Origin of the sequence: Stenotrophomonas sp. YAU14A_MKIMI4_1 (assembly GCF_003086855.1) — a bacterium.
Taxonomy (GTDB): Bacteria; Pseudomonadota; Gammaproteobacteria; order Xanthomonadales; family Xanthomonadaceae; genus Stenotrophomonas.
In genome coordinates this window covers 4311598-4338205 of the sequence record NZ_CP025998.1, presented here as the reverse complement: position 1 = coordinate 4338205, position 26608 = coordinate 4311598, and the positions used below count along the sequence as shown (strand labels likewise).

Here is a 26608-nt window from a genome sequence, read left to right as displayed (position 1 = left end):
CATGGCGCGCACGCAGGACGCACCGCATTGGGCCGACATCGGCGAATCCACCTCGGTGGCCGGTGTGCTGTTCCTCTGCTGGGTGCACCGCTGGTTCGGGCGCTGGCCGTTCCACCTGTGCGTGTGGCCGGTGGTGGCCTGCCACTGGCTGGGCAACCGGGTCGGCCGCCAGGCGTCGATGCAGTACCTGCAGCGGCTGCAGGCGCACAGCGGTGCGCTGGGCCATGCGCCCACCTGGCGCGACAGCCTGCGCCACTTCTTCAGCTTCGCCGATACGCTGCTGGACAAGCTGCTGGGCCTGGGCGGGCGCTACCCGCCCGAACGCATCCACCTGCAGCGCGACCTGGTGCTGGGCAAGATCGCGCGCCGCGAAGGCGGCCTGATCCTGACCGCGCATATCGGCTGCCTGGAACTGTGCCAGGTGCTGGCCGAACAGGTGCCCGGCTTCCGCATTACCGTGCTGGTGCACACCGCCCATGCGCAGCGCTTCAACCGCCTGCTGCAGCGGCTGGACCCGCTGGCCGCGGTGGAGCTGGTGCAAGTGACCGAAATGGGCCCGGCCACAGCGATGATGCTGGCCGACAAGGTTGCTTCCGGTGGCTTCGTGGCCATCGTCGGCGACCGCGTGCCGGTGCAGGGCGGGCGCAGCGTGATGGCCGATTTCCTGGGCCACCGCGCGCCGTTCCCGATCGGTGCCTACGTGCTGGCCTCTGCGCTGGCCTGCCCGGTGTACACCATGTCCTGCCTGCACGATGGCGATGGCTATCGCGTGGCGTTTGAACAGTTCGCCGAACGCGTGGTGCTGCCGCGCGGCTCGCGTGATGCCGCCCTGGCCGAACAGGCGCAGCGCTTCGCGCGCTGGCTGGAACTCCAGGTCATCCAGTCCCCGTTGGACTGGTTCAATTTCTTCCCCTTCTGGGATCAGGCCCCCCATGACGACTGACGCCGTACCCGTATGCCGTTTCGGTGATGCACCGCTGACCATTGAAGACGTGGTGGCGCTGGCCCAGCGCCAGTGCGAGGCCGCCCTGAGTGAGGCGCCCGCGTTCCGCGCGCATATCCAGCGCGGCGCCGATTTCCTCGACCGCCTGCTGCGCGAGGATGGGGTGATCTATGGCGTGACCACCGGCTACGGTGATTCGTGCACGGTGAACATTCCGCCGGCGCTGGTGGCCGAGCTGCCGCACCACCTGTACACCTACCACGGCTGCGGCCTGGGCCGTTACCTGGACCCGGCGGAAACGCGTGCCGTGCTGGCCGCGCGCCTGGCCTCGCTGGTGCGTGGCATGTCCGGCGTCAGCGTGCCGCTGCTGGAAGGCCTGGCCACCCTGCTGCAGCACGACGTGCTGCCGCTGATCCCGGCCGAAGGCTCGGTCGGCGCCAGTGGTGACCTGACCCCGCTTTCGTACGTGGCCGCCGTGCTGTGTGGCGAGCGCGAGGTGCTGTTCGAAGGCCAGGTACAGGCGGCCGGTCCGGTGCTGGCGAAGATCGGCATGACCCCGCTGAAGCTGCGCCCGAAGGAAGGCCTGGCGATCATGAACGGCACCGCGGTGATGACCGGCCTGGCCTGCCTGGCCTGGCAGCGCGCCGACTACCTGGCCCGCATGGCCACGCGCCTGACCGCCTTCAACGTGTTGTCCAGCGACGGCAACGCGCACCACTTCGATGAAACCCTGTTCGCCGCCAAGCCGCACCCCGGCCAGAGTCGCATTGCCGCGCGCCTGCGCAGCGACCTGCACAGCGAGCGCCCGCCGCGCAACGAACAGCGCCTGCAGGACCGCTATTCGCTGCGCTGTGCGCCGCACGTGATCGGTGTGCTGGAAGACAGCCTGCCGTTCCTGCGCCAGCTGATCGAAACCGAACTGAACAGCGCCAACGACAACCCGCTGATCGATGCCGACGGCGAGCGCATCCTGCATGGCGGTCACTTCTATGGTGGCCACATCGCGCTGGCGATGGATACGCTGAAGAACACCGTGGCCAACGTCGCCGACCTGCTGGACCGGCAGCTGGCGCTGGTGGTCGACGCCCGCTACAACCACGGCCTGCCGGCCAACCTGTCGGCAGCCACCGGCCCGCGTGCGGCCATCAACCATGGCCTGAAGGCGCTGCAGATCAGCGTGTCGGCGTGGACCGCCGAAGCCCTGAAGCAGACCATGCCGGCCAGCGTGTTCTCGCGTTCCACCGAATGCCACAACCAGGACAAGGTCAGCATGGGCACCATCGCCGCGCGCGACTGCCTGCGCGTGATCGAACTGACCGAGCAGGTGGTGGCGGCCATGCTGATCGCCGCCCGCCAGGGCCTGGCCCTGCGCGAACGGGTTGGCCTGAACGCGCAGCTGCATGGCAGTCTGGCCGACATGTACGCCGACCTGGGGCAGCGCATCGCCCTGGTTGAAGAAGACCGCGCGCTGGATCGCGAACTGCGGGAACTGCTGGTGGAGATCCGCGCGCAACGCTGGGAACTGTATGCCGGTGAATGAACACACGGAACTGGTCGGGGAAATCACCCTGACCCCTGCCTTCCATGACTGCGATCCGATGAACGTGGTCTGGCACGGCAACTACTTCAAGTACTTCGAGATCGCGCGCTGCGCGCTGCTCGGCCGCTACGACTACGACTACCCGCAGATGCTCGAATCGGGCTACCTGTGGCCGGTGGTCGATGCGCGGGTGAAGTACGTGCGCCCGCTGCTGTTCAACCAGCCGCTGCGCATCGTGGCGCGCATCGTGGAATGGGAGAACCGGCTGAAGATCGAGTACGAAATCTTCGATGCGGGCAGCGGCCAGCGCTTGACCCGTGCAATGACCATCCAGGTCGCGGTGGACGCGACCAGCAAGGAAATGCTGTACCAGTGCCCGCCGGTGCTGTGGCAGCGCCTGGGAGTGCCTGCACCATGAAGACCCTGTTCACCGTTCCGCGCGCGCTGCTGTGCGCGCTGCTGCTGGCCGCTGCGCCGCTGGCCCAGGCCGCCGACCCGGCGGTGGATGCGATCACCCAGGCGGTGGCGCGGCCGGACGTACTGCGTGGCCAGTTCACCCAGGAAAAGCAGGTCAGCGGCTTCAAGAACCCGCTGCGTTCGCAGGGCCAGTTCGTGGTCGCGCGCCAGCACGGCGTCATCTGGACCACGCTCAAGCCGTTCCCCTCGGAAGTGGTGGTCACCGCCGACCGCATCCTCAGCCGCCAGCGCGACGGCAGCACCCGGGTCGAACTGGATGCGCGGCAGCAGCCGGCCATGCGCTCGGTGAACGCGATCATGTTCGCGCTGATGAGCGGTGACGTGCAGGCGCTGTCCAGCCAGTTCAACGTGCAGGCCAGCCGCGAAGGGCAGGGCTGGACGCTGAAGCTGACCCCGAAGTCGGCGATGCTGGCCAAGGCTTTCGAATCGCTGACCCTGCAGGGCGACCGCTACGTGCGCCAGGTGCAGATCGTGGAGGCCAACAAGGACCGCACGCAGATCCAGTTCAACGCGTTGAGCGAAGCACCGGCCACGCTGAATGCCGACGAGGCGCGCCGCTTTGACTGATCTGGGTAGCGCGAACGGAGCGGACCGCCTGCGCCGCTGGTGGCACTGGCTGGGCATTGCCTGGCTGCTGGTGCTGCTGGTGCTGGGCGTGCAGCAGTGGCGGCTGTGGAGCGAACAGTCGCGGATCGACACCGACATCCTGGCGCTGTTGCCGCAGGATGCACACGATCGCCTGTTGAGCGATGTCACCCGGCGCATTGCCGACGGCAGCTCGCGCCAGGTGGTGGTGCTGCTGGGCAGTACCGATGGCGGCGCCGCCAAGCGCGCGCAGGCCGCCTTCGCCAAGGCGATGGCCGGCGATGCCGACAACGGGCTGCTGGTCCCCAGTGGTTCGATCGAAGGCTGGTTCGATGAAGCGCGCGCGTTCTACGCGCCGTACCGCGACCGCCTGCTGACCCCAGGCCAGCGCGAACAGTTGCAGCAGGCCGAACCGGGCGCGCTGGCCGAACAGGCCTTGGGCGCGTTGTATGGCCCGATGGGCGCACCGCGGTTGACCGATTGGCGGCAGGACCCGCTGTCGCTGTGGCCGCAGTGGTGGCAGCAGCAGGCACAGGGCTCGGGCCTGCGCCTGGGCGATGATGGCCTGCTGGAAGCCGAAGGCAAGCATTGGGCCGCGCTGCAGTTCGATACGCCGGGTTCGGCATTCCAGCTCGATGGCGAACGTCATATCGATGGCCTGCTGGAACGTGCCGGCCAGGCCGCCAAGGCCGCGGCGCCGGATCTGGAGATCCTGCACGCCGGCGTGCCGCTGCATGCCGAAGCGGCGGCCGTACAGGCCAACCAGGAAATCAACACCATCGGCTGGGGCTCGCTGGCCGCCGTGCTGCTGCTGGTCTGGCTGGCGTTCCGTTCGCTGCGCCCGATCCTGCTGGTGGCCGCCTCGCTGCTGATCGGCTGTGGCGTGGCGCTGGCGGTCACCGTGCTGGTGTTCGGCAAGGTACACGTGCTGACCCTGGTGTTCGGTGCATCGCTGGTGGGCGTGGCCGAGGACTACGGCATCCACTGGTTTGCCTCGCGCCAGGCCGAACCGGCGGACCGCCGCTGGAAGCTGCTGCGGCACCTGCTGCCCGGCCTGTGGCTGGCCCTGCTGACCAGCGCGCTGGCCTACCTGGCACTGGGCCTGGCCCCGTTCCCCGGCCTGCGGCAGATGGCGCTGTTCTCGGTGGTGGGCCTGGCGGCCGCGTTCCTGACGGTGATCTTCTGGTTCCCGTGGCTGGACGGCGGTGACATCCGCCAGACCCGTTTCTCGCAGTGGCTGGGCAGCACCCTGGAGCGCTTCCCGCGCCTGCATGGCACGCGCCCGGTCACAGTGTTCATCGTGGCCGCACTGGCGCTGTCGGCCATCGGCATCGCGCGCCTGCAGAGCAACGACGATCTGCGCAGCCTGCAGTCATCGCCGCCGGCGCTGATGGCCGAACAGATCCGCCTGAGCCAGTTGCTGGGCATGCCCAGCCCGGCGCAGTTCTACCTGGTGCAGGGCGAAGATGACGCACAGCTGCTGCAGCGCGAAGAAGCGCTGACCGAGCGCCTGCGTGTGCTGGCCCATGACAAGCGCATTGGTGGCTACCGTGCGATCAGCGATTGGCTGCCGTCGCCGGCGCGCCAGCAGGCCGATGCCGCACTGACCGCGAAGGTCGAACCGGGCGTGTTGTCGGCGGTGGGCGAAGCGGTGGGCGAACCGCTGCCGCGCCCGGATTTCGCTGCTGGCCCGCTGACCGCGCAGGCATTCCTGGCCTCGCCAGCGTCCAAGCCGTTCCGCCACCTGTGGGTGGGCAGCGTGGACGGGCAGAAGGTCAGCGTGGTGATGGTCGACGACCTGTCGCGTGCCGATGCGCTGGCCACCCTGCAGGGCGCGGCCGACGGTCTGCCCGGCGTGCGCTGGGTCGATCGCACCGCCGATTTCTCCAAGCTGCTGGGCCACTACCGCAAGCTGATGGGCGGCCTGCTGCTGGTCGGCATCGCGCTGGTGTTCGGCGCGCTGTGGCTGCGCTACCGCCGCCAGGCGTGGCGGGTGTTCGCACCCACGCTGATAGCCGGTGCGCTCACCCTGGGCCTGCTGGGCCTGTTCGGGCAGCCGCTGCAGCTGTTCAACGTGCTGGCGCTGATGCTGTTGCTGGGCATGGGCATCGACTACGGCATCTTCCTGATCGAGCACCGCGGCGATGCCAGTGCCTGGCTGGCGGTGTGCGTGGGCGCGGCCAGCACCTGGCTGTCGTTCGGCCTGCTCGGCTTGTCGCAGACCCCGGCGCTGCGCGCGTTCGGGCTCACCCTGCTGTTCGGCATCGGCCTGGTCTGGCTGATTTCGCCGCTGTTCCGGCCACCGCCGCACGACCTGCCGCCGGCATGACGCCGGCACCGCCGTATTCCCTTCTTTCCACCTGATCGAGCAACAAGGACGCCCCGATGAACACTGCTGTGGATGCTGTCGAACGTACTGAAATCCTGATCATCGGTGCCGGTCCCGCCGGTTCGGTGGCCGCCGCGATGCTGCGGCAGCAGGGGCGCCAGGTGCTGATGCTGGAGCGCCAGCAGTTCCCGCGCTTCTCGATCGGTGAAAGCCTGCTGCCGCAGAGCATGGAATACATCGAAGCGGCCGGCCTGCTGCAGGACGTGGTGGAAGCGGGCTTCCAGTACAAGAACGGCGCGGCCTTCGTGCACGGCGAAGCGCGCACCGCCTTCGATTTCCGCCAGAAGTTCTCGCCGGGCTGGGGCACCACCTACCAGGTGCAGCGCGCCGACTTCGACAACGTGCTGGCGCGTGGCGCCGAGCGCATGGGCACCACGCTGCGCTTCGGCGATGAAGTGCTGGCGGTCGAGCCGGGCGAGCAGCCGGTGGTGAGCGTGCGCCGTCCCGACGGCAGCGAATACCGCATCCAGGCCGACTTCATCCTCGATGCCTCCGGCTTCGCACGCCTGCTGCCGCGCCTGCTGGATCTGGAATCGCCGTCGAACTTCCCGGTGCGCGGGGCGATCTTCTGCCACGTGCGCGACAACATTCCGGCCGAGGCCGATTTCGACCGCAACAAGATCCTGATCACCACCCACCCCGAGCACATCGACGTCTGGTACTGGACCATTCCGTTCTCCAACGGCTGCTGCTCGTTGGGCGTGGTGGCCGAACCGTCGTTCTTCGAACGCTACGAGGGCGACGATCTGCAGAAGCTGCAGGCCATCGTGGGCGAAGACCCGAACCTGACCCGGCTGCTGGCCAACGCCGAATGGGCGGTGCTGCCGGTACGCCGCATCACCGGCTATTCGGCCAATGTCAGCTCGCTGTGGGGCCCGGGTTACGCGCTGCTGGGCAATGCCGGCGAGTTCCTCGATCCGGTGTTCTCCTCTGGCGTCACCATCGCCTTCAAGTCGGCGCAGCTGGCCAGCGAATGCCTGAAGCGCCGCTACGCCGGTGAAACCGTCGATTGGGAAGCGGAGTTCTCCATTCCGCTGCGCGCCGGCGTGAAGACCTTCCGCCGCTTCGTCGAAGCCTGGTACCAGGGCGGTTTCCAGAAGATCATCTACCACCCCGACCAGCAGCCTGCCGTGCGCGACATGATCAGTTCCATCCTGGCCGGCTATGCGTGGGATACCAAGAACCCGTACGTGGCCGATGACAGCGGCCGCCGTATGCGTGTGCTGGAGGAATTGTGCAGCGCCTGATCGTCCGTTTCACCGCCGTGCTGCTGTGCGTGCTGCTGGCCGCCTGTGCCAGCCGCATGCCGCGGCCCCTGGTCGAACTGCCGCCGCTGCGCCTGCCGCCGGCCAGTCTGCCGGCGCCGCTGGCGCTGCAGCAGCAGTTGCATTTCCGTTTCGGCAGCCACGAGCGCGACCTGGACGCGCTGCTGGAAGCCGATGCCCAGCAGGTGCAGTTGGCGGTGCAGGCCATGGGCCAGACCGGCGTGCGCCTGCAATGGGATGGCCAGCAGCTGACCCAGCAGCGCGCGCCGTGGCTGCCGCCGCAGGTGCGTGCCGAACGCGTGCTGGACGACCTGCAGTTCGCGCTGTGGCCGACCGCCGCGATTGCCGCGGCATTGCCGCCGGGCTGGCAGGTGGCCGACGACGGCCAGCAGCGCACGCTCTCACGCGACGGCACGGTGTGGCTGCTGCTGCAGCGCCGCGCCGATGGCAGCGTGGAACTGGACAACCGCGCCGAGGGCTACGCCCTGCGCATTGAATCGATCGACATGGCCGGGCAGCACGAATGACCGCACCGATTTTCCTGAACGACCTGGGCGTGGTCTGCGCGCTGGGCGCGGGCCGCGCCGAGGTGGCCGCCGCGCTGTTCGCCGACGCCCCCGGTGGGCTCAGCGACAACCACACCCTGCTGCCGGGGCAGACCCTGGCGCTGGGTGAAGTGCGCACGCCGCTGCCGGCGCTGGACGATCTGCCGGTCGCCCTGCGCGGCCGCAACAATGCGCTGCTGGACGTGGCGCTGGCACAGATCGCGCCGTCGGTTGCCGCGGCCATTGCCCGCTATGGCGCATCGCGCGTGGCGGTGGTGCTGGGCACCAGCACCTCCGGCATCGGTGAATCCGAACAGGCGCTGCGCACCCGCGCCGAGCAGGGCCACTGGCCCGAAGGTTTCGATTACGCACAGCAGGAAATGGGCACCGCCGCCCAGTTCGTGCGCCAGCGCAGTGGCGCGCAGGGCCCGGCATGGACGCTGTCCACGGCCTGTTCGTCCAGCGCCAAGGCGCTGATGTCGGCCGCGCGCATGCTGCGCACCGGCGTAGTCGACGCCGTCATCGCCGGCGGCGCCGATTCGCTGTGCCGCTTCACCGTCGCCGGCTTCAGCGCACTGGAATCGGTATCGCCGCAGCGCTGCAATCCGTTCTCGCAGCACCGCAATGGCATCAACATCGGCGAAGGCGCCGCACTGTTCCTGCTGACCCGCGAGCCGGGCGGCGTGCGGTTGGCCGGCTGGGGTGAATCGGCCGATGCGCACCACATGTCCGCACCCGATCCGCAGGGCCTGGGTGCCATCGACGCGCTGCAGCAGGCCTTGCAGCGTGCCGGCTGGGCCGCGCAGGAGGTGGACTACGTGAACCTGCACGGCACCGCCACCGGCCACAACGACGCCATGGAAAGCCAGGCGGTTGCGCAGGTGCTGGGCACCACCGTGCCGGCCAGTTCCACCAAGCCGCTGACCGGGCACACGCTGGGCGCGTCCGGCGCGATCGAAGCCGCGCTGTGCTGGATCGTGCTGGCCGACAACCCGCAGCAGCTGCTGCCGCCGCACTGGTGGGACGGCGTGGCCGACCCGGCGCTGCCGGTGCTGCCGCTGGTGGCACCCGGTACGCGCACGGCGCAGGCACCGCGGCGCGCCCTCAGCAATTCTTTCGCCTTCGGTGGCAGCAACGCCGTGCTGGCGCTGGAGCGCCTGTGAGCCGGCCGCTGTACGCCATTGAAGAGGTGGTGCCGCACCGCCAGGACATGTGCCTGCTCGAGCGCATCGTGCACTGGGACGATGAAGGCATCGAGGCCGAGCTGGTCGTGCCCGAGGCGGGATTGTTCGTCGAAGACGGCGGCATTCCGGCCTGGGTGGGCATCGAATACATGGCCCAGGCCATTGCCGCATGGGCGGGGTGCCGCGCACGCACTGCCGGGCGCCCGCCGCAGCTGGGCTTCCTGCTCGGCAGCCGCCGCTACAGCAGCCAACGCAGCAGTTTCCCCAGCGGCACCTGCCTGCGCGTACAGGCGCGCTGCGAGTTGTTGGGCGACAATGGGCTGGGAATGTTCGCCTGCCGCATCCTGGCAGGCGACGAAGAATGGGCGGTTGCCAACGTGTCGGTGTTCGAACCGGCCGACTCGATGGCCTATCTGGAGAGTGGACAGGCATGACAGGGAATCGGAGTGTGCTGGTGACCGGCGCCAGCCGGGGTATCGGCCGGGCCATCGCGCTGCGTATCGCGCGCGATGGCTTCGACGTGGTGGTGCATTGCCGCAGCCGCGTGGAGGAAGCGCAGGCCGTGGCCGCGGAAATCCAGGCGCTTGGCCAACAGGCCCGCGTGCTGGCATTCGACGTGGCCGACCGCGCCGCCGCGCGTGCGGCGCTGGAAGCCGACGTGGATGCGCACGGCGCCTACTACGGGGTGGTCTGCAATGCCGGCATCGCCCGTGACGGCGCCTTCCCGGCGCTGTCCGAAGACGATTGGGACCAGGTCATCCACACCAACCTGGACGGCTTCTACAACGTGCTGCACCCGCTGATCATGCCGATGGTGCGCCGGCGCAAGCCGGGCCGCATCGTCACCCTGTCGTCGGTGTCCGGCGTGGCCGGCAACCGCGGCCAGGTCAACTACAGTGCGGCCAAGGCCGGCATCATCGGTGCCACCAAGGCGCTGGCGCTGGAACTGGCCAGCCGCCAGATCACCGTGAACTGCGTGGCCCCGGGCCTGATCGAGACCGACATGCTGAATGAAGAAGTGGTCGAACACGCATTGAAGCTGATTCCCGCCGGCCGCGTCGGCCGCTCGGACGAAGTGGCCGCCACCGTGGCCTTCCTGCTGTCCGAGCCGGCCGGGTACATCACCCGCCAGGTCATTTCGGTGAACGGGGGCATGATCTGATGGCCGCCGATCGTCGCGTCGTGGTGACCGGTGCCGCCGCCATCAGCCCGCTTGGCCACGACTGGCCGACCATCCAGGCGCATCTGCGCAGCTGCCGCAATGCAGTGCGCAGCATGCCCGAATGGGATGTCTATGCCGGCCTGAACACCAAGCTGGCCGCGCCCGCGCAGGATTACGAACTGCCGCCGAACTACAACCGCAAGACCACCCGTTCGATGGGCAAGGTCGCCATCATGTCGGTGCGCGCCACCGAAGTGGCGCTGCGCGAAGCCGGCCTGTACGAGCACCCGGTGCTGCGCAGCGGCCGTGCCGGCGTGGCCTACGGGTCCTCGTCGGGCAGCCATGAAGCCACCGGTGAATTCGGCCGCATGCTGCATGAATTCACCACCGATGGCATCAGTGCCACCACCTACCTGAAGATGATGAGCCACACCGCGCCGGTGAACATCGGCGTGTTCTTCGGCCTGTCCGGCCGCGTCTACACCACCTCCAGCGCCTGCACGTCGGGCAGCCAGGGCGTGGGCGCCGGCTACGAGGCGATCCGCAGCGGCAAGCAGACGGTGATGGTGGCCGGCGGTGCCGAACAGCTCGACGCTACCGCGGCGGCGGTGTTCGACACTCTGTTCGCCACCAGCACCCGCAACGACGCCCCGCAGACCACCCCGCGCCCGTTCGATGCCGGCCGCGATGGCCTGGTGCTGGGCGAGGGCGCCTGCACGCTCATCCTGGAAGACCTGGAGCACGCGCAGGCGCGCGGTGCCACCATCCTGGCCGAGATCGTGGGTTACGGCACCAACAGCGATGGCCAGCACGTCACCCAGCCCAGCGCCGACACCATGGCCCAGGCCATGCGCCTGGCCTTGGAGGACGCCGGCCTGGAGCCGTCGCAGATCGATTACGTGAACGCCCACGGCACCGCCACCGACCACGGTGACATCGCCGAAACCCAGGCCACCGCCCAGGTGTTCGGAAACGCCGTGCCGATCAGCTCGCTGAAGAGCTACGTCGGCCACATGCTGGGCGCCTGCGGCGCGTTCGAGGCCTGGATGAGCATCGAGATGATGCGCGCCGGCTGGTTCGCGCCCACCCTGAACCTGGGCGAGGTCGATCCGCGCTGTGGCCAGCTCGATTTCATCACCGGCCAGGGCCGTGAACTGCAGGCCGAGTACGTAATGAGCAACAATTTCGCCTTCGGCGGCATCAACACCTCGCTGGTGTTCCGCCGCTGGAGCGAGTGACCCGCTGTACCCGCACCCCAACAAGGAGATGTTCCGATGCGCCGCACCCTGCTGATCGCCGCCGCCACCGCGCTGCTGGCCCTGTCCTCCACCGCCTCGGCCCGCGACACCCGCGTCGAGCAGTCCCTGCGTGACCTGGTCAATTCGCAGGCCGCCAAAGATGCCGGCATTGATGGCAGCGTCCGCTTCTACCTGGCCGGCCAGCCGGTCAGCGTGCAGCAGCGCCTGGGCGAGGACGTGACCAACAAGAAGACCAACGCCGCCAACAAGAGCGACGAAGAAGCCTGCCGCTGGGTGGCCCTGTCGGCGCTGCGCGCGCTGCAGGATGGCGCCAAGTCGCGCGGCGCCAACGCCGTGGTCGACATCGTCAGCTACTACAAGAAGAACGAGTTCAAGAGCGCCACCAACTACGAATGCTATGCCGGCGCGATCCTGGCAGGCGTGGCGCTGAAGGGCACCTACGCGAAGGTCAAGTAAGGCCCGCGCAGCGCCCGGTGCTGGCTGAACGCCGCCGCCACATTGCTGAACCCCGGTGGGGAAACGCCGTCGATCGCGCCGCCATCGTCGCGTGACGGCTTTCCCCGCCCCCGGCTTTCCGACACAATCATGGCTCTTCCCGGGTTATCGTCCCGCGGACATGCACGCCTACGTCTATAAAAGCCAAAAAAAGCCGGACACCTACGTCTATCTCGCCCGTCGTGATGACTTCAGTGCGCTGCCTGCGCCGCTGGCAGCGTCGCTGGGCGCGCTCACCTTCGTGCTGGATGTCGCGCTGGATGCCTCGCGCCGCCTGGCCCAGGCCGACCCGGCCAAGGTCCGCAGCGAACTGACCGAACGTGGTTTCTACCTGCAGGTGCCGCCGTCGGTGGCCAGCCTGATGCCGCGCCACTATGACTGAGCTGTCCCGTTCGCGCGCCCTGACGGCGGCCTTCGGGCTGGGCGCCGTGCTGGCGCTGGGTTCGGCCCTGGGTGGCCTGCCGGGTGCGCTGCTGGCCGCCTTGGCGCAGCCGGCGTTCGCGCTGGGCGTGTCGTGGTGGCGGCGCAGCCGTGCGCTGCTGCCGCTGCAGCAGACCCTGCGCCAGGACGTGCCGGCGCTGCTGGCGCTGTGGTTCGCTGCGCCGCTGCTGCTGGCCCTGCTGTTGGCCTGGCCGTTGGCGGCGCTGCGCGACAGCGGCAGCCTGGCCGCCGTGCTCGGCCTGAGCGTGCTGGTCAGCGCCGCGTTGCTGGCGGCCTGGCGTACCTGGCCGCTGTGGAACGATGTCGAACGACTGGATGGTGGCCTGGGCCCGCACTGGCAGGCACTGGCCGGGCGCGATCTGAGCGCCTGGCGTGGCTTGGGCGTGGCCGTGATCGTGGTGGCGCTGGCCGCGCTGGTGGTGTTGCCGGCCTGGCCCGAGCTACTGCCCGAAGGCGCACGCTGGCCGGCCGCGCTGGCCGTGCTGCTGCTGTCGCCGCCGCTGCACCTGCTGCTGCAGAAGGTGCAGCCGGCACCGCTGGTGGCACTGCGCAGCCGTGTGCTGGACACCGCCGGCGACGATGCGGCACCGCTGTTCACTGCCGTAGCCGACAGCACCCCGCTGGAAGCCATGGCGCCGCAGGAACTCACCCCGTCGCTGTTCGAAGCGGCCCGCCACGGCCGTGTCGACCGCGCGCTGCAGTTGCTGCAGGCCGGTGCCGACGCGCACGCGCTGCCCGATTCGAGCTGGCGCGACCAGCGCAGCCTGGCCGTGCTGGCGGCGGTGCTGCCGGACCTGCGCCTGCTGCGTGAACTGATCGGCCGCGGGGTGGATGTGAACGCCCCGCACCGCGGCATGACCCCGTTGCTGGCCGCCACCCGTGACAGTTGGCATGGCCGCCCCGAAGCGGTGATGACCCTGCTTGCCAACGGTGCCGATTCGCGCGCCACCGACAGCGACGGCAACACCCCGCTGCACCATGCCGCACGCAGTTCCGACCCCGGCGTGGCCGCGCTGCTGCGCGACGCCGCCGCCGAAGTGGACGCGCTGAACCATGAAGGCTGGTCGCCGCTGGCGGTGGCCTGCCAGGTCGGCAACTGGCGCCTTGCACGCTTCCTGCTGGAGCGCGGCGCGCGTACCGAACCGGCCGAGGGCACCCCGGTGCTGCTGGCCGCGGCGGCCACCGAAGACGATGACCCGGCCGGCGTGCAGCTGCTGCTGAAGCACAAGGCCCGTGCCGATGCGCGTGATCGCCAGCGCCGCAGTGCGCTGCACGACGCCGCGCTGGCCGGCCACGTGGACATCATCGGCGTGCTGCTGGGCGCCGGTGCCAACCTGGAAGCCCGCGACGCGCTGGGCCGCACCCCGTGGCTGGAAGCAGCCCGTGCCGGTCGCGCAGCGGTGATCGAACACCTGCTGCCGCACAAGCCCGACCTGACCGCCGTCGATGGCGAAGGCCGCAACGCCGTGCTGCTGGCCGCCATGGCCGACGATGTGTCGCCGCTGCTGGTCAAGCGCCTGGTGGACCTGGGCATCGCCGCCGATGCCAGCGATCCCTTGGGCCGCCGCGCCGTCGATTACGCTGCCGAAGCCGGGCGCTGGGCGATCGTGGCCCTGCTTGATCCCAGCTATCCGCTGCCAGCGGCCGTCAGCGATGGCCTGGCCGAACGCGGTGATGCTGCCACCGCCAGCGGCCTGCTGCCGGACCGCCCGCCGCTGACCCTGCTGCGCGAAGCGCTGGGCTTCGGCAATACCGACGGCATGGCCGCCCTGGCCAAGCTGTGCCAGCCCGAAGAACTGGGCAGCCTGCTGCTGGACCCGGAACTGGCCCTGGAACCGCGCGCGGTGGACTGGCTGCTGGGCCATGGCGCCGACCCGTACGTGCGCGATGCCTGCGCCGACACCCCCATGTTCGCCCTGCTGGCCCGTGGCATCGATGCCGTGCCGGCGCTGCAGGTGATGCTGCAGCGTGGCCTGTCACCGGCCGGCCGGGGTGGCCTGGCGCGCTTCCTGGCCGCCTGCGCACAGCACGACCAGGCCGCCCGTGGCCTGGAACAACTGTCGCTGGAACTGCTGGAACGCGGCGCCGATCCGTTCGCGCCTTCGCCGGCCGGTGATCCGCCGTTGTCGTTGGCCGTGCGCCTGGGTTGGCTGCGCCTGCAGCAGGCCTTGCTGAACACTGGCGTGGACCGCGAAGCGCGCGACAGCCATGGCATGACCGCCCTGCACCTGGCCACCGCCCTGGCCCGGGAAGGCGCGTTGAAGCTGCTGGTGCAGCACGGTGCATCGCCCGAAGCGCGCGCCGCCGACGGCCAGACTCCGTTGGGCGTGGCGCTGTCGATCGGCCGTCGCGACCTGGCCGACTGGCTGGACTGGCGCGTGTGGCCGCTGCCGCGCCGCACGCTGCGTGAAAGCGATCTGCCGGCCGCCGCCATGGCCGGCGACGTCGATGCCGTGCGTCGCCTGAACGATCTGGGTTTTGCCATCGATGCGGTGGATGCGCAGGGCTGCACGGCCCTGCTGCGCGCGGCCGGTGGCGGCCACCTGGCGGTGGTCGATCTGCTGCTGGCCCGTGGCGCCGATCCGCAGCATGGCGCGGCCAGTGGTGCCACGCCGTTGTCGGCGGCCGTCAGCATGCGCCAGGTCGATATCGTGTCGGCCCTGCTCGATGCCGGTGCGCAGCTGGAACACCGCCTGCCCGGCGGCGTAACCGTACTGATGCTGGCCTCGGCGCTGGGTCTGCCGGACATCGTGGCGCGCCTGCTGACCGCCGGCGCCGACGTACATGCCGGCGATGCCCAGCAGTTGGGGCCGCTGCACTGCGCGGCGCTGTACGGTTTCAGTGCACGCGATCGTTCGCGCCTGCTGGCCCTGCTGGATACGCTGCTGCTGGCCGGTGCCGAGCCGGACCAAGCCGCTGCCGGTTCGGTCACCCCGCTGCTGCTGCTGCTGGGCGCGCGCGCCGAGCCGGGCACGGCCTGCGACGAACAGGTGGTGATGGCTGCCGTGGAGCGCCTGCTGGATGAAGAGGTGAGCCTGGACGTGCGCGATCCGCGTGGTTTCGGCCCGCTGCATCTGGCCGCCCTGCACGGCCTGCCGCTGCTGGTGCAGCGCCTGCTGCGCGCAGGCGCCGACCCCGAAGCCCGCGACAGCTTGAACCGCAGCCCGCGCGAGATCGCGGTCATGCGCGGCTTCATCGACGTGGCCGGCGAATTCGAACCGCGCGTCCCCGGTGTGTCCTCCATGGCCCGCTTCCTGCGCGACAACGGCTGAGGCACTACGGTAGCGCCGGGCCACGCCCGGCGGCATCGCATGTGGGTGCCGACCGTTGGTCGGCACGTGGGGTCGGCCGACCCCAGTAGATCCACGCCATGCGTGGATGACCGCATCCGCAGCCAACAGCATCCACGCATGGCGTGGATCTACTTGTCGCGCTCGGCGTCGGCTTCGAACAGGTGCATCAGGTCGTTGGCTGAAGCGCGGGGTCGGATCCCTTTCCGCAGGAAAGGGCTCTGACCCCTGCATGGCGGCATGTCCGCTCATCCACGCATGGCGTGGATCTACTTGTCGCGCTCGGCGTCGGCTTCGAACATATGCATCAGGTCGTTGGCTGAAGCGCGGGGTCGGATCCCTTTCCGCAGGAAAGGGCTCTGACCCCTGCATGGCCGCATGCATGCTCATCCACGCATGGCGTGGATCTACTTGTCGCGCTCGGCGTCGGCTTCGAACATATGCATCAGGTCGTTGGCTGAAGCGCGGGGTCGGATCCCTTTTCGCAGGAAAGGGCTCTGACCCCTGCATGGCCGCATGCATGCTCATCCACGCATGGCGTGGATCTACTTGTCGCGCTCGGCGTCGGCTACGAACAGATGCATCAGGTCGTTGGCTGAAGCGCGGGGTCGGATCCTTTTCCGCAGGAAAGGGCTCTGACCCCTGCATGGCGGCATGCACGCTCATCCACGCATGGCGTGGATCTACTTGTCGCGCTCGGCGTCGGCTTCGAACAGGTGCATCAGGTCGTTGCGGGCATCGCGTGAGGTCTGGATCACCGCGGCTTCGTCGTCGTAAACCAGATACTGGTCACGCAGCAGCTGTTCGTCGTGCTCGCGGAAGCGCTGCACATGGCGCTCGGCCACATCCGGCGCCACGCCCAGCGCGGTCAGCACGCGGCCGCTCATCTCCAGGCTGGTGCCGAACACTTCGCGGAACGGCTCGGCCGACATGTCCATCAAGCGCCACGCATGCTGGCGGTTGCGCGCACGCGCCAGCACCTTCGCTTCCGGGTACAGGCGGCGCACCATGCGCACCGCGCGCAGGTTGGTTTCCGGATCGTCCACGGTGATCACGAACACATCGATGCGCTCGCCACCGGCCGCGCGCAGCATTTCCGGCCGGGTCGGGTCGCCGTAGTACAGCTGGTTGCCGAAGCGGCGCAGGTCGGCCACGGTGTCCGGGTTCGCTTCCAGCGCCACGAACGGCACCTTCTGCGCGGTCAGCAGGCGCGCGATCACCTGGCCGAAGCGGCCCATGCCGGCAATCAGCACCTTGGGCTGGTTGTCCGGCGCCACCTTGTCGGCCGGCGCGGCATCACGCGGCGCCACGCGCTCGCGTCCCAGCAGTTTCAACAGCGCAATCATCAACAGCGGGGTGATGGCCATCGACAGACCGACCACCGCCACCAGCCGGTCGTGGTTGGCATTGCCCAGCAGGTGCGCGCGCTGCGCTTCGTTGAACACCACGAAGGCGAACTCGCCGCCCAGCCACAGCACACTGCCCAGCAGCAGCGACTGCCGCGACGTCAGCCGGGCAACCCGGCCGATCGCATACAGCACGCTGAACTTCACCAGCAGCAGCGCGCCCACGCCGGTGGCGATCAGCCAGGGCTCGGCGGCAATGCGGTCCAGGTCGATGCCCATGCCCACGGCAATGAAGAACAGCCCCAGCAGCAGGCCCTTGAACGGCTCGATCTGCGCTTCCAGTTCATGGCGGAATTCCGAATCGGACAGCAGCACACCGGCCAGGAACGCGCCCAGGCTGGGGCTCAGCCCGGCTTCCTGCATGAACCAGGCGGTGCCCAGTACCACCAGCAGGGCGGTGGCGGTGAACACTTCGGGGCTGCGCGTGCGCGCGATGACGCCAAACACCCGCCGCAGCACCGGGCGCCCGCACAGGATCACCACCGCCAGCGCACCCAGCGCCACTGCCACATCTTCCCAGCGCAGGGTCTGGTTGCGCGCCCCGCCCAGCAGCGGAATGGCGGCCAGCAGCGGAATGGCGATCAGGTCCTGGAACAGCAGGATCGCAAACCCCAGCCGCCCATGGTCGCTGTTCAGCGCCTTGTGTTCGGACAGCAGCTGCAGGCCCACCGCCGTGGACGACAGGGCCAGCGCGATGCCCACCACCAGCGCGCTCTTCCACTGGAAATGGTCCAGCAGCAACAGCCCGCCCAGCAGCAGGCCGGACACGGCCACCTGGGCCGCACCGGCACCGAACACCGAGCGCCGCATCACCTTCAGGCGCGAGGGTGACAGTTCCAGCCCGATCACGAACAGCAGCATCACCACGCCGATCTCGGCCGCGCCCAGGATCCGGTCGGCATCCTGCACGAAGCCCAGCCCGTCCGGGCCCAGCACCACGCCGGCGGCCAGGTAGCCCAGCACCGCGCCGAAGCCGAACTTCTTGAACACCGGCACGGCGATCACCGCGGCCAGCAGCAGCACCAGTGCCAGTTCCAGACCACCGCTATGCATGGGAATACCTGGTCATCGCAGTGGCCGGGGCGCGTCCGTTCGGTTGGGGGAAGGGCGATGGAGTGCCCTGCGCGCATTATGCGCGCCTGCCCGTGCACGAACGACAACGGCACCGCAACCGGCAACCGGCCAGCGCCGCAACCGGGGTTGACCGCGGCAGTGGGCAGGTCCAGACTGCCCGCCGCTGCCGGTGTCTTGCGGCAGTACACCCATCCGGAGTCCCCAACCCATGTCCAGCGACAGTAGAAGTCGACCTCGTTCGACGCCAGCAATGGCAACCGCCTGACATCGGGACGGTCTGCCTGCGTTGGCGTTGCGCGAGGTCGCACCCACGAAAGGCAGATCCATGAACCAGAAGCAATTGCTGCGTCCGGTGGCCGATGCCGCCGCACTGGCCGCCCCCCTGGCCGACTACAACACCGCCGACGCGGTGGAATTCCTCAACACCCTGGAGCTCGAGCGCGCCGCAGACACGCTGGCGGCACTGCCGCTGCCGCGCGCGGTGAAGATGCTGGAAGCACCGGAACTGCACCGCAGCGGTGAACTGGTGGCCGCACTGCCGCCGGCGCGAGCAGCCGCGCTGCTGGGCCTGATGGCCGACGACCGTGCCACCGACATCGTGCACGAGCTGGACGAGGACGAGCGCGCCCGGCTGATTCCGCTGCTCGGCAGCGAAGCCCGCCAGGCCATCCAGACCCTGCTCAGCTACCCGCCGAACACGGCCGGTGCGCTGATGACCACCGAATTCGTGGCGGTGCCGGCCAGCTGGACCGTGGCCCAGACCCTGCAGCACATCCGCCAGGTCGAGCGCACCCGCGAAACCGTGTACGCCATCTATGTGCTGGACCCGGCCAGCCAGCAGCTGCAGCAGGTGGTGACGATGCGCCGGCTGATCACCGGCCTGCCGGAGGAATCGATCCTGGACGTGGCCCAGGTCAACCCGCCGGTCACCGTCGATGCCCTGCTGGACCAGGAAGAAGTGGCGCGGCTGATCCGCCGCCACGACCTGCTGGCCATTCCGGTGGTCGATACGCAGCAGCACCTGCTGGGCATCGTCACCGTCGATGACGTGCTGGACGCCCTGATTGAAGAGTCGACCGAGGACGCGCACAAGTTCGGCGGCATGGAAGCGCTGGACAAGCCGTACATGCAGATCGGCTTCTTCGAGATGCTGCGCAAGCGCGCCGGCTGGCTCAGCGTGCTGTTCCTGGGCGAAATGCTGACCGCCAGCGCGATGCAGCACTACGAGGACGAACTGGCGCGCGCAGTGGTGCTGACCCTGTTCATTCCGCTCATCATGAGCTCGGGCGGCAACTCCGGTTCGCAGGCCACCTCGCTGCTGATCCGCAGCCTGGCCCTGCGCGAGCTGCGCCTGCGCGACTGGTGGAAGGTGGCCCTGCGCGAAGTGCCCACCGGCATGGTGCTGGGCGCGATCCTGGGCTGCCTGGCGATCGTGCGCATCGTCATCTGGCAGCTGGGCGGCCTGCACGACTACGGCGAGCACTGGGTGCTGCTGGCCATCACCATCGGTGCGGCGCTGGTGGGCATCGTCACCTTTGGTTCGCTGTCCGGTTCCATGCTGCCCTTCATCCTCAAGCGCCTGGGCTTCGACCCGGCCAGCGCGTCGGCCCCGTTCGTGGCCACCCTGGTGGATGTAACCGGCCTGGTCATCTACTTCAGCATCGCCGCGATGATCCTGCACGGCACCCTGCTGTAGCTGCTCTGGTAGGTGCCCACCTTGGTGGGCACGCAAGGCTCTGGTAGGTGCCCACCTTGGTGGGCACGCAACGGTCACGCCGGGGTCAGAGCCCTTTCCTGCGGAAAGGGATCCGACCCCTTCACCACGGAATTTCGGTACCGTAGGCGCATGAGTACCTACCATCTGCAGTCCGTGTTCCGCCCGCAGTCGGTTGCGGTGATCGGCGGCAGCCCGCGCGAACGCTCGGCCGGCCGCGCGGTGATGCGCAACCTGCGTGGCACCGGCTTCCCCGGCAAGGTGGCGTGGATCAACCCGCGCCATGCCGAGATCGATGGCATCCGCACGGTGAAGCGGCTGAAGGACCTGGACTGGGTACCCGACCTGGTGGTGATCACCGCACCGGCGGCCATCGTGCCGCAGGTGGTGCGTACCGCCGCCGAGCGCGGCGTGCAGGCGGCCATCATCCTCACCGCGCACCTGGGCGAGGGCCCGGGCTCGCTGTCCGAACAGGTGGAAACGGTGGCGCGCAAGCACGGCCTGCGCATCCTCGGCCCGCACTGCCTGGGCGTGATCGCGCCGCACGCGCGGCTCAATGCCAGCATCGCCGCGCATTTCCCGCAGGCCGGCGACCTCGCGTTGATTTCCGAATCTTCGGCGATTGCCGCGGCGCTGGTGGAGTGGGGCGTGGCACGTTCGGTCGGCTTCTCCGCCGTGGTATCGCTGGGCGACACCCTGGACGTCGACTTCGGTGACCTGCTCGATTACTTCGCCACCGACTACCGCACCCGCGCCATCCTGCTGTACGTCGAACACATCAAGGACGCGCGCAAGTTCATGTCGGCCGCGCGTGCCGCTGCGCGTGCCAAGCCGGTGGTGGTGGTGAAGTCCGGCCGCGCCGAGCGCGTGCAGCCTGGCAGCGCCGATACCCACGTGCAGGCACTGGCACGCGCCGATGATGTCTACGGCGCCGCCTTCAACCGCGCCGGGCTGCTGCGCGTCAGTGCGCTGGACGAGCTGTTCACCGCTGCCGAAACCCTCGGCCGCCTCGGCACGTTCCCGGGCCGCCGGCTGGCCGTGCTCAGCAACGGTGGCGGCGTCGGCCGGTTGGCCGTGGACCAGCTGGTCGCCCTGCGCGGCACCCTGGCACAGCTGTCCGACAGCACGGTCGAAACGCTGGACAAGGTGCTGCCGCAGGGCTGGTCGCGCAGCAACCCGGTGGACATCGTGGTGGACGCCGATGGTGACCGCTACGCCGCCGCCATCGAGGCGCTGCTGGCCGACAGCGAAAACGATGCGGTGATGGTGGTCAACGTGCCCACCGCGTTCACCTCGTCGGCCGATGCAGCGCAGGCACTGACCCGCACCCTCGGCCTGCGCCCGCGCCACCACCGCGACAAGCCGGTGTTCGCCGTATGGCTGGGCAACGATGACCAGGCTACCGCCACGCTCAACGCCGCGCGCGTGCCGACCTACCCGACCGAAGCCGAAGCCGTGCGTGGTTTCCAGCACCTGGTGCGCTACCGCGAAGCGCAGAACGCGCTGATGGAAACGCCCCCCAGCCTGCCGCAGGATTTCAGCGTGGACACCGCGCGGGCGCGCGCCCTGGTCGAATCTGCACTGGGCAACGGCCAGCAGTGGCTCGATCCGCTGGCCACCCATGAACTGCTGAAGGCCTACGGCATTCCGTCGGCGCCGGTGCTGCATGCCCGCGATGCGCACGAGGCGATGGATCTGGCGCAGCCGCTGCTGGAGCGCGGCGCCACGGTAGCCCTGAAGATTCTTTCGCCGGATATCCCGCACAAATCGGAAGTGGATGGCGTGCGCCTGAACCTGGCCACGCTGCCGGCGGTGCAGAGCGCGGCCAACGCGATTCTTGCCCGCGCGCGCCAGCTGCGCCCCGATGCGCGCATTGACGGTCTGCTGGTGCAGCCCACCATCGTGCGGCCGAAGGCGCGCGAGATCATCGTCGGCATTGCCGATGATGCAACCTTCGGGCCGGTGATCGTGGTCGGGCGCGGGGGCACCGCCGTGGAAGTGATCAACGACAAGGCGCTGGCGCTGCCACCGCTGGATCTGCGCCTGGCGCACGAACTGATCGGCCAGACCCGCGCCTCGCGCATCCTGAAGGCCTATGGCGATGTGCCCGCGGCCGACGAACGCGCGCTGGCGCTGGCCCTGGTAAAGCTGGCACAACTGGCCGCCGACATTCCCGAAGTGCGCACGCTGGACATCAACCCCTTGCTGGTGGACAGCAAGGGCATCCTCGCCCTCGATGCGCGCGTGGCCATCGCACCCTCGCGCATCCTGCACAAGGGCCGTGGCCATCCGCGCTTCTCGGTGTTCCCGTACCCGAAGGAGTGGGAGCGCACCATCGATCTGTCCGATGGTGGCCGCGCCTTCGTGCGCCCGGTGCGGCCGGAAGACGACGCGCTGTTCCGCGCGTTCTTCGCCCGGGTCAGCGATGAAGACCTGCGCCTGCGCTTCTTCCAGTCGGTGAAGCATTTCAGCCACGAGTTCATCGCGCGCCTGACCCAGCTCGACTACGCGCGCTCGATCGCGCTGGTGGCCATCGACCCACGCAGCGGCGACATGCTGGGCGCGGTGCGCCTGCATGCCGATGCCGATTACCATCGCGGCGAGTACGGCATCCTGATCCGCTCGGACCTGAAAGGCCACGGCATTGGCTGGCGCCTGATGGCGATCATGATCGAGTACGCCAAATGGCTGGGCCTGGACGTAGTGGAAGGGCAGGTGCTGCGCGAAAACAGCACCATGCTGGCGATGTGCCAGAGCCTGGGCTTCAAGGCAAAGCTGGACCCGGATGACCCTACCGTGATGGTGGTGACCCTGCCGGTGCAGCAGGTTGAGATCGCAGCAGCCCCCCCGTAGCGTGGAGCAAGCTCGACTGCTCTGGATCTTCGTAGAGGCGAGCTTGCTCGACTGCTTTGGATCTTCGTAGAGTCGAGCTTGCTCGACTGCTTTGGATCTTCGTAGAGTCGAGCTTGCTCGACTGCTTTGCGCACAGCAGTCGAGCAAGCTCGACTCTACGACAGAGCGCAGTCGAGCAAGCTCGACTCTACCGTGCAATCGCCCGTTCCGGCATGGCCACGTCACCCAACCGGCGCGACAATACCCCCATGACCGAACGCATTCCCCTGCTGCTGTTGCCCGGCCTGCTCAACGATGCCGAGCTGTGGCGCGCGCAGCTGGCCGATCTGGCCGACATCGCCGACTGCACGGTGGGCGACCAGACCCGTGGTGAAACCCTGCAGGCGGTGGCCGAGGACGTGCTGGCGCAGGCGCCCGAGCGCTTCGCCTTGGCCGGCTTCTCCCTGGGCGGCTTCGTCGCCCAGCAGATCCTGCGCATCGCGCCCGAGCGCGTGCTGCGGCTGGCGCTGGTCGATACCTCGATCCATGCCGATTCGCCGGAGCGCGCCGAACAACGCCGCAGCCAGCGCGCCAGCGTACGCCTGCCGGGCAAGTTCCATGGGTTTGGCGATGCGCTGATGCGCAGCTACATCGATGCCTCGCGGTTGGATGACTACGTGCTGGTGCAGCGCGTACGTGACATGACCGCACGCCTGGGCGCCGAGGTATTCCTGCGCCAGAGCGGGCTGGAACGCCGCGATGGCCATGACGTGCTGGCCGCCTACCGCGATCCGCTGCTGATCGTCTGCGGTGCCAACGACCGCATCACGCCGTTGGCGGTGAGCGAGGAAATGCACGCGCTGGTGCCGCAGTCGCAGCTGGTGGTGGTGCCCGATTGCGGGCACCTGGCACCCATGGAAAGGCCGGACGAAGTGAGCGCGGCAATGCGCGGCTGGTTGCTGCAGAGCAGGGGCTGAACCCCGCTTCTGGTAGGTGCCGACCTTGGTCGGCACGCTGTTTCAGCTCAAGCGAGAATCCTGCCCGCCAGCCCCGTAATGCCGATAAAACTCGCGATCTTCCCAGTCGTCGCGGAAGGCTGCGGGAATGCGTGACGCGATGTCACTCACGGCCAACGCGCGATCCCCACTGAAGAAGCTCTGCATTCGGTCGTCTGCAATCTGCAGCAATTCGGGCCAACGCACTTCATGTGCGACGAGTTCAATCAGCTCGATCGGCAGGCTGCCAGAATCCAGCCGTTCCGGAGAGCGGAGAGACAGTGCAGAACGAACCTTTGAAACAAACACACTTCTCAAGCCGGGCTCTTCTCTCAAGATTCGAACGACCTCGAAGAACGACGCTTCCGCGGAGTTCACGCCAAAGCCAGCGGCCAGAATACGAAGAGCGTTCTCAATCAAGATGTCGAGAAGTTGAGATGACTTGAGTGGATTCATTGGAAAGCGTTCTCCGCTTTTTTCCAGTTGCGTCTGGCCCTTGGGCGGACCGGCCAATTATCACCTCGCCGGAGGTCTTGGCGACATAAGCGCGCTTTGGACCGCCACGGTGCACCGCTTCCGGTAGGTGCCGACCTTGGTCGGCACGCAGTTTCGTCGACCGACCAACGGCCAGTGCCGACCAAGGTCGGCACCTACCAATTCCAGTCCCTGACCGCAGTCGGGATCAATCCAGTGCGGCAATGCGCGGCTGGCTGTTGCAGAGCAGGGGCTGAACCCCGCTTCTGGTAGGTGCCGACCTTGGTCGGCACGCAGTTTCATCGACCGACCAACGGCCAGTGCCGACCAAGGTCGGCACCTACCGGTTCCGGTCTCCAACCGCAGTCGGGATCAATCCCAGGCCGGTGCAATGCCTTCGGGGTTGGCCAAGCGATGGCCGCGGTCCAGCTTGGCGATCTGCGCCATGTCATCGTCGGTCAGGCGGATCGCGGCGGCTTCCAGGTTGCCGGCCAGGTTCTCGCGCTTGGTCGATGAGGGAATGACCGCAAAGCCCTGCTGCAGCGCCCAGGCCAGCGCAACCTGGGCCGGGGTGGCCTGGTGGCGGCCGGCAATGGCCTGGATCACCGGGTCCTTCAGCACTTCGCCATAGGCCAGGCTCATGTAGGCGGTAATGCGGATGCCGTTGTCCTGCAGGAACTTCACCAGCAGGCGGTTCTGCAGGTACGGGTGGATCTCGATCTGGTTGGTGGCGATGGCATCGGCGCCCAGGATCTCGATCGCCTTGCGGGTCTGGGCGATGGTGAAGTTGGAAATGCCGATCTCGCGGGTCAGGCCCTGCGCCTTGGCCTCGGCCAGTGCCGGCAGGTATTCCTCCATCGGCACATCCACCTTGTCGTTCGGCGAAGGCCAGTGGATCAGTGCCAGATCCACATGGTCGGTGCGCAGCTTCTGCAGGCTGGTGCGCAGGCTGGCCAGCAGCGCGTCGTGCTTGAACTCGCTGATCCACACCTTGGTGGTCAGGTAGATTTCCTCGCGCGGCACGCCGGATTCGGCGATCGCCTGGCCGACTTCGGCCTCGTTGTCATAGATCTGCGCGGTATCCACGGCGCGGTAGCCGACGTCCAGTGCGTTGCGCACCGAATCGATCACGGTCTGGTCTTTCAGGCGGAAGGTGCCAAGGCCAAAGGCGGGGACAGTCATGGGAAGCTCCAACGGGGGGAAAGGAGTGAACAGGAAGGGTAGGGCAGCGGCCGTATGCATGCCGGCAACGGTGCATTGCATCGCCGGTCAATGTGCGGCGGCGGTAATGCCTTCGGCGCGGTGGTCTACGCCATCGCGGCGGTCCAGGCGGCCGCTGAGTGCGGTCAGTGCATAGGCGGCCATCACCACCAGCGCACCCAGCCACGGCGTGTGCATCAGGCCGATGTGCTCCACCACCAGGCCACCCAGCGAAGCGCCCAGGGCGATGCCGATGTTGAACGCGGCGATGTTCAGGCCCGAGGCCACGTCGGTCGCCTGCGGTGCATAGCGCTGCGCCTGCTTGACCACGTACACCTGCAGGCCCGGCACGTTGCCGAAGGCGACTGCACCCAGCGCCAGCACGGTCAGCAGCATCAACCAGGTGTTGTGGGCGGTGAAGGTCAGCACGAACAGCACCAGCGCCAGCAGGGCGAAGATGCGCTTCAGTGCGGGCACCGGGCCCAGCCGGTCGGCCAGGCGGCCGCCCCACAGGTTGCCGATCGCCACCGACACGCCGTACACCAGCAGCACCAGGCTGACCGCGTTGGCCGAAAAGCCGGTCACGTCTTGCAGGATCGGCGCCAGGTAGGTGAAGGCCAGGAAGGTGCCGCCGTAACCCAGTGCAGTCATCGCATAGACCAGCAGCAGGCGCGGCTGCGCCAGCACGCCCAGTTGCTGGCGGAAGCTGGCCGGCGCGCTCTGCGGCACCGTGCGCGGCACGAACAGCAGCGCGCCCAGCAGGGCGACCACGCCCAGTGCGGCCACGGCCAGGAAGGTGGCACGCCAGCCCAGGTGCTGGCCGATGAAGGTGCCCAGCGGCACACCGGTCACCAGCGCCACGGTCAGGCCGGTGAACATGATGGCGATGGCACTGGCGGCCTTTTCCTTCGGCACCACCGCGGTGGCGATGATCGAGCCGATGGAGAAGAACACGCCATGGGCCAGGCCGGTGAGGATGCGCGCGGCGATCAGCGAGGTGTAGCCCGGTGCCATCCAGGCAATCACGTTGCCCAGGGTGAACAGCACCATCAGCGCCACCAGCAGCTGCTTGCGCGGTACGCGCCCGGTCAGCGCAGTCAGCACCGGCGCGCCGATGGCCACGCCCAGCGCGTACAGGGAAACCAGCAGGCCGGCCGAGGGCAGGCTGACCTGCAGGTCGGCGGCAATGGTCGGAATGAGGCCGACGATGACGAATTCGGTGGTGCCGATGGCGAACGCGCCGAGCGTCAGCGCCAGCAGGGCCAGGGGAATGCCACGGGTCATGACAGGGTCCAGAGGAGGAGAAGGCGGGCAGTGTGCGCGGCCCACCTTTGCTGA

General features: G+C 68.5%; 21 protein-coding genes. 17 read left to right on the top strand and 4 right to left on the bottom strand.

The genetic code is table 11. From position 1 onward, the window contains the following. Nucleotide 1: 1 nt before the first annotated feature. The 14 genes from C1931_RS19565 (at nt 2) to C1931_RS19500 (ending at nt 15557) form a co-directional block, all read left to right on the top strand. Nucleotides 2-943, top strand: coding sequence for an acyltransferase (locus C1931_RS19565; RefSeq protein WP_108751322.1), 942 nt, complete (start codon nt 2-4; stop codon nt 941-943). Beyond that, complete coding sequence (locus tag C1931_RS19560) at nt 933-2483, top strand: aromatic amino acid ammonia-lyase (RefSeq protein WP_108757519.1); 1551 nt, start codon at nt 933-935, stop codon at nt 2481-2483. The genes C1931_RS19565 and C1931_RS19560 overlap by 11 nt, the downstream gene beginning before the upstream one ends. Next, nucleotides 2470-2901: an acyl-CoA thioesterase gene (locus C1931_RS19555; RefSeq protein ID WP_108757518.1), complete on the top strand. Its 432-nt coding sequence runs from the start codon at nt 2470-2472 to the stop codon at nt 2899-2901. Before C1931_RS19560 ends, C1931_RS19555 begins: the two co-directional genes overlap by 14 nt. Then, a complete protein-coding gene (locus C1931_RS19550) occupies nt 2898-3527 on the top strand; it encodes an outer membrane lipoprotein carrier protein LolA (RefSeq protein WP_108754573.1) in 630 nt (209 codons plus the stop codon). Before C1931_RS19555 ends, C1931_RS19550 begins: the two co-directional genes overlap by 4 nt. Further along, nucleotides 3520-5874: an MMPL family transporter gene (locus tag C1931_RS19545; protein ID WP_199913897.1), complete on the top strand. Its 2355-nt coding sequence runs from the start codon at nt 3520-3522 to the stop codon at nt 5872-5874. The genes C1931_RS19550 and C1931_RS19545 overlap by 8 nt, the downstream gene beginning before the upstream one ends. Before the next feature lie 56 nt (nt 5875-5930). After that, complete coding sequence (locus tag C1931_RS19540) at nt 5931-7181, top strand: NAD(P)/FAD-dependent oxidoreductase (RefSeq protein ID WP_108751317.1); 1251 nt, start codon at nt 5931-5933, stop codon at nt 7179-7181. Then, nucleotides 7169-7726, top strand: coding sequence for a DUF3261 domain-containing protein (locus C1931_RS19535; protein WP_108751316.1), 558 nt, complete (start codon nt 7169-7171; stop codon nt 7724-7726). Before C1931_RS19540 ends, C1931_RS19535 begins: the two co-directional genes overlap by 13 nt. After that, nucleotides 7723-8907, top strand: a complete 1185-nt coding sequence (locus C1931_RS19530; protein WP_108757516.1) for a beta-ketoacyl-[acyl-carrier-protein] synthase family protein — start codon at nt 7723-7725, stop codon at nt 8905-8907. Before C1931_RS19535 ends, C1931_RS19530 begins: the two co-directional genes overlap by 4 nt. A gap of 47 nt (nt 8908-8954) precedes the next feature. After that, nucleotides 8955-9362, top strand: coding sequence for a hypothetical protein (locus C1931_RS19525; protein ID WP_108757819.1), 408 nt, complete (start codon nt 8955-8957; stop codon nt 9360-9362). Further along, on the top strand, nt 9359-10090 hold the full coding sequence (locus C1931_RS19520) for a 3-ketoacyl-ACP reductase FabG2 (protein WP_108757515.1): 732 nt from the start codon (nt 9359-9361) through the stop codon (nt 10088-10090). The genes C1931_RS19525 and C1931_RS19520 overlap by 4 nt, the downstream gene beginning before the upstream one ends. Further along, nucleotides 10090-11328: a beta-ketoacyl-ACP synthase gene (locus tag C1931_RS19515; RefSeq protein WP_108751313.1), complete on the top strand. Its 1239-nt coding sequence runs from the start codon at nt 10090-10092 to the stop codon at nt 11326-11328. The genes C1931_RS19520 and C1931_RS19515 overlap by 1 nt, the downstream gene beginning before the upstream one ends. Before the next feature lie 36 nt (nt 11329-11364). Continuing rightward, a complete protein-coding gene (locus C1931_RS19510) occupies nt 11365-11805 on the top strand; it encodes an excinuclease ATPase subunit (protein ID WP_108751312.1) in 441 nt (146 codons plus the stop codon). Nucleotides 11806-11965: 160 nt separating this feature from the next. Then, a complete protein-coding gene (locus C1931_RS19505; protein ID WP_108757514.1) occupies nt 11966-12226 on the top strand; it encodes a YcgL domain-containing protein in 261 nt (86 codons plus the stop codon). After that, complete coding sequence (locus tag C1931_RS19500; protein WP_108757513.1) at nt 12219-15557, top strand: ankyrin repeat domain-containing protein; 3339 nt, start codon at nt 12219-12221, stop codon at nt 15555-15557. The genes C1931_RS19505 and C1931_RS19500 overlap by 8 nt, the downstream gene beginning before the upstream one ends. A gap of 701 nt (nt 15558-16258) precedes the next feature. Here C1931_RS19500 and C1931_RS19495 read toward each other — a convergent pair. Further along, nucleotides 16259-18034 carry a monovalent cation:proton antiporter-2 (CPA2) family protein gene (locus C1931_RS19495; RefSeq protein WP_108757512.1) on the bottom strand — a complete coding sequence of 592 codons (1776 nt, stop codon included), beginning with the start codon at nt 18032-18034 and terminating at the stop codon, nt 16259-16261. Between the two features lie 346 nt (nt 18035-18380). On the opposite strand from C1931_RS19495, the gene mgtE reads away from it, so the two are divergent. From mgtE to C1931_RS19475, 3 genes are all read left to right on the top strand, one after another. After that, nucleotides 18381-19751: a magnesium transporter gene (gene mgtE / locus C1931_RS19485; RefSeq protein ID WP_108757511.1), complete on the top strand. Its 1371-nt coding sequence runs from the start codon at nt 18381-18383 to the stop codon at nt 19749-19751. Nucleotides 19752-19901: 150 nt separating this feature from the next. Next, entirely contained in the window at nt 19902-22622 is a 2721-nt protein-coding gene (locus tag C1931_RS19480) for a bifunctional acetate--CoA ligase family protein/GNAT family N-acetyltransferase (protein WP_108757510.1), read from the top strand. A 248-nt stretch (nt 22623-22870) separates the two neighbouring features. Next, nucleotides 22871-23578: an alpha/beta hydrolase gene (locus C1931_RS19475; RefSeq protein WP_108757818.1), complete on the top strand. Its 708-nt coding sequence runs from the start codon at nt 22871-22873 to the stop codon at nt 23576-23578. Nucleotides 23579-23620: 42 nt separating this feature from the next. Here C1931_RS19475 and C1931_RS19470 read toward each other — a convergent pair whose 3' ends face one another. The 3 genes from C1931_RS19470 to C1931_RS19460 form a co-directional block, all read right to left on the bottom strand. Continuing rightward, nucleotides 23621-24052, bottom strand: coding sequence for a hypothetical protein (locus tag C1931_RS19470; protein ID WP_108757509.1), 432 nt, complete (start codon nt 24050-24052; stop codon nt 23621-23623). Nucleotides 24053-24442: 390 nt separating this feature from the next. Continuing rightward, nucleotides 24443-25252, bottom strand: coding sequence for a 2,5-didehydrogluconate reductase DkgB (gene dkgB / locus C1931_RS19465; protein WP_108757508.1), 810 nt, complete (start codon nt 25250-25252; stop codon nt 24443-24445). Between the two features lie 87 nt (nt 25253-25339). Then, nucleotides 25340-26554: an MFS transporter gene (locus C1931_RS19460; RefSeq protein ID WP_108757507.1), complete on the bottom strand. Its 1215-nt coding sequence runs from the start codon at nt 26552-26554 to the stop codon at nt 25340-25342. Nucleotides 26555-26608 lie beyond the last annotated feature (54 nt).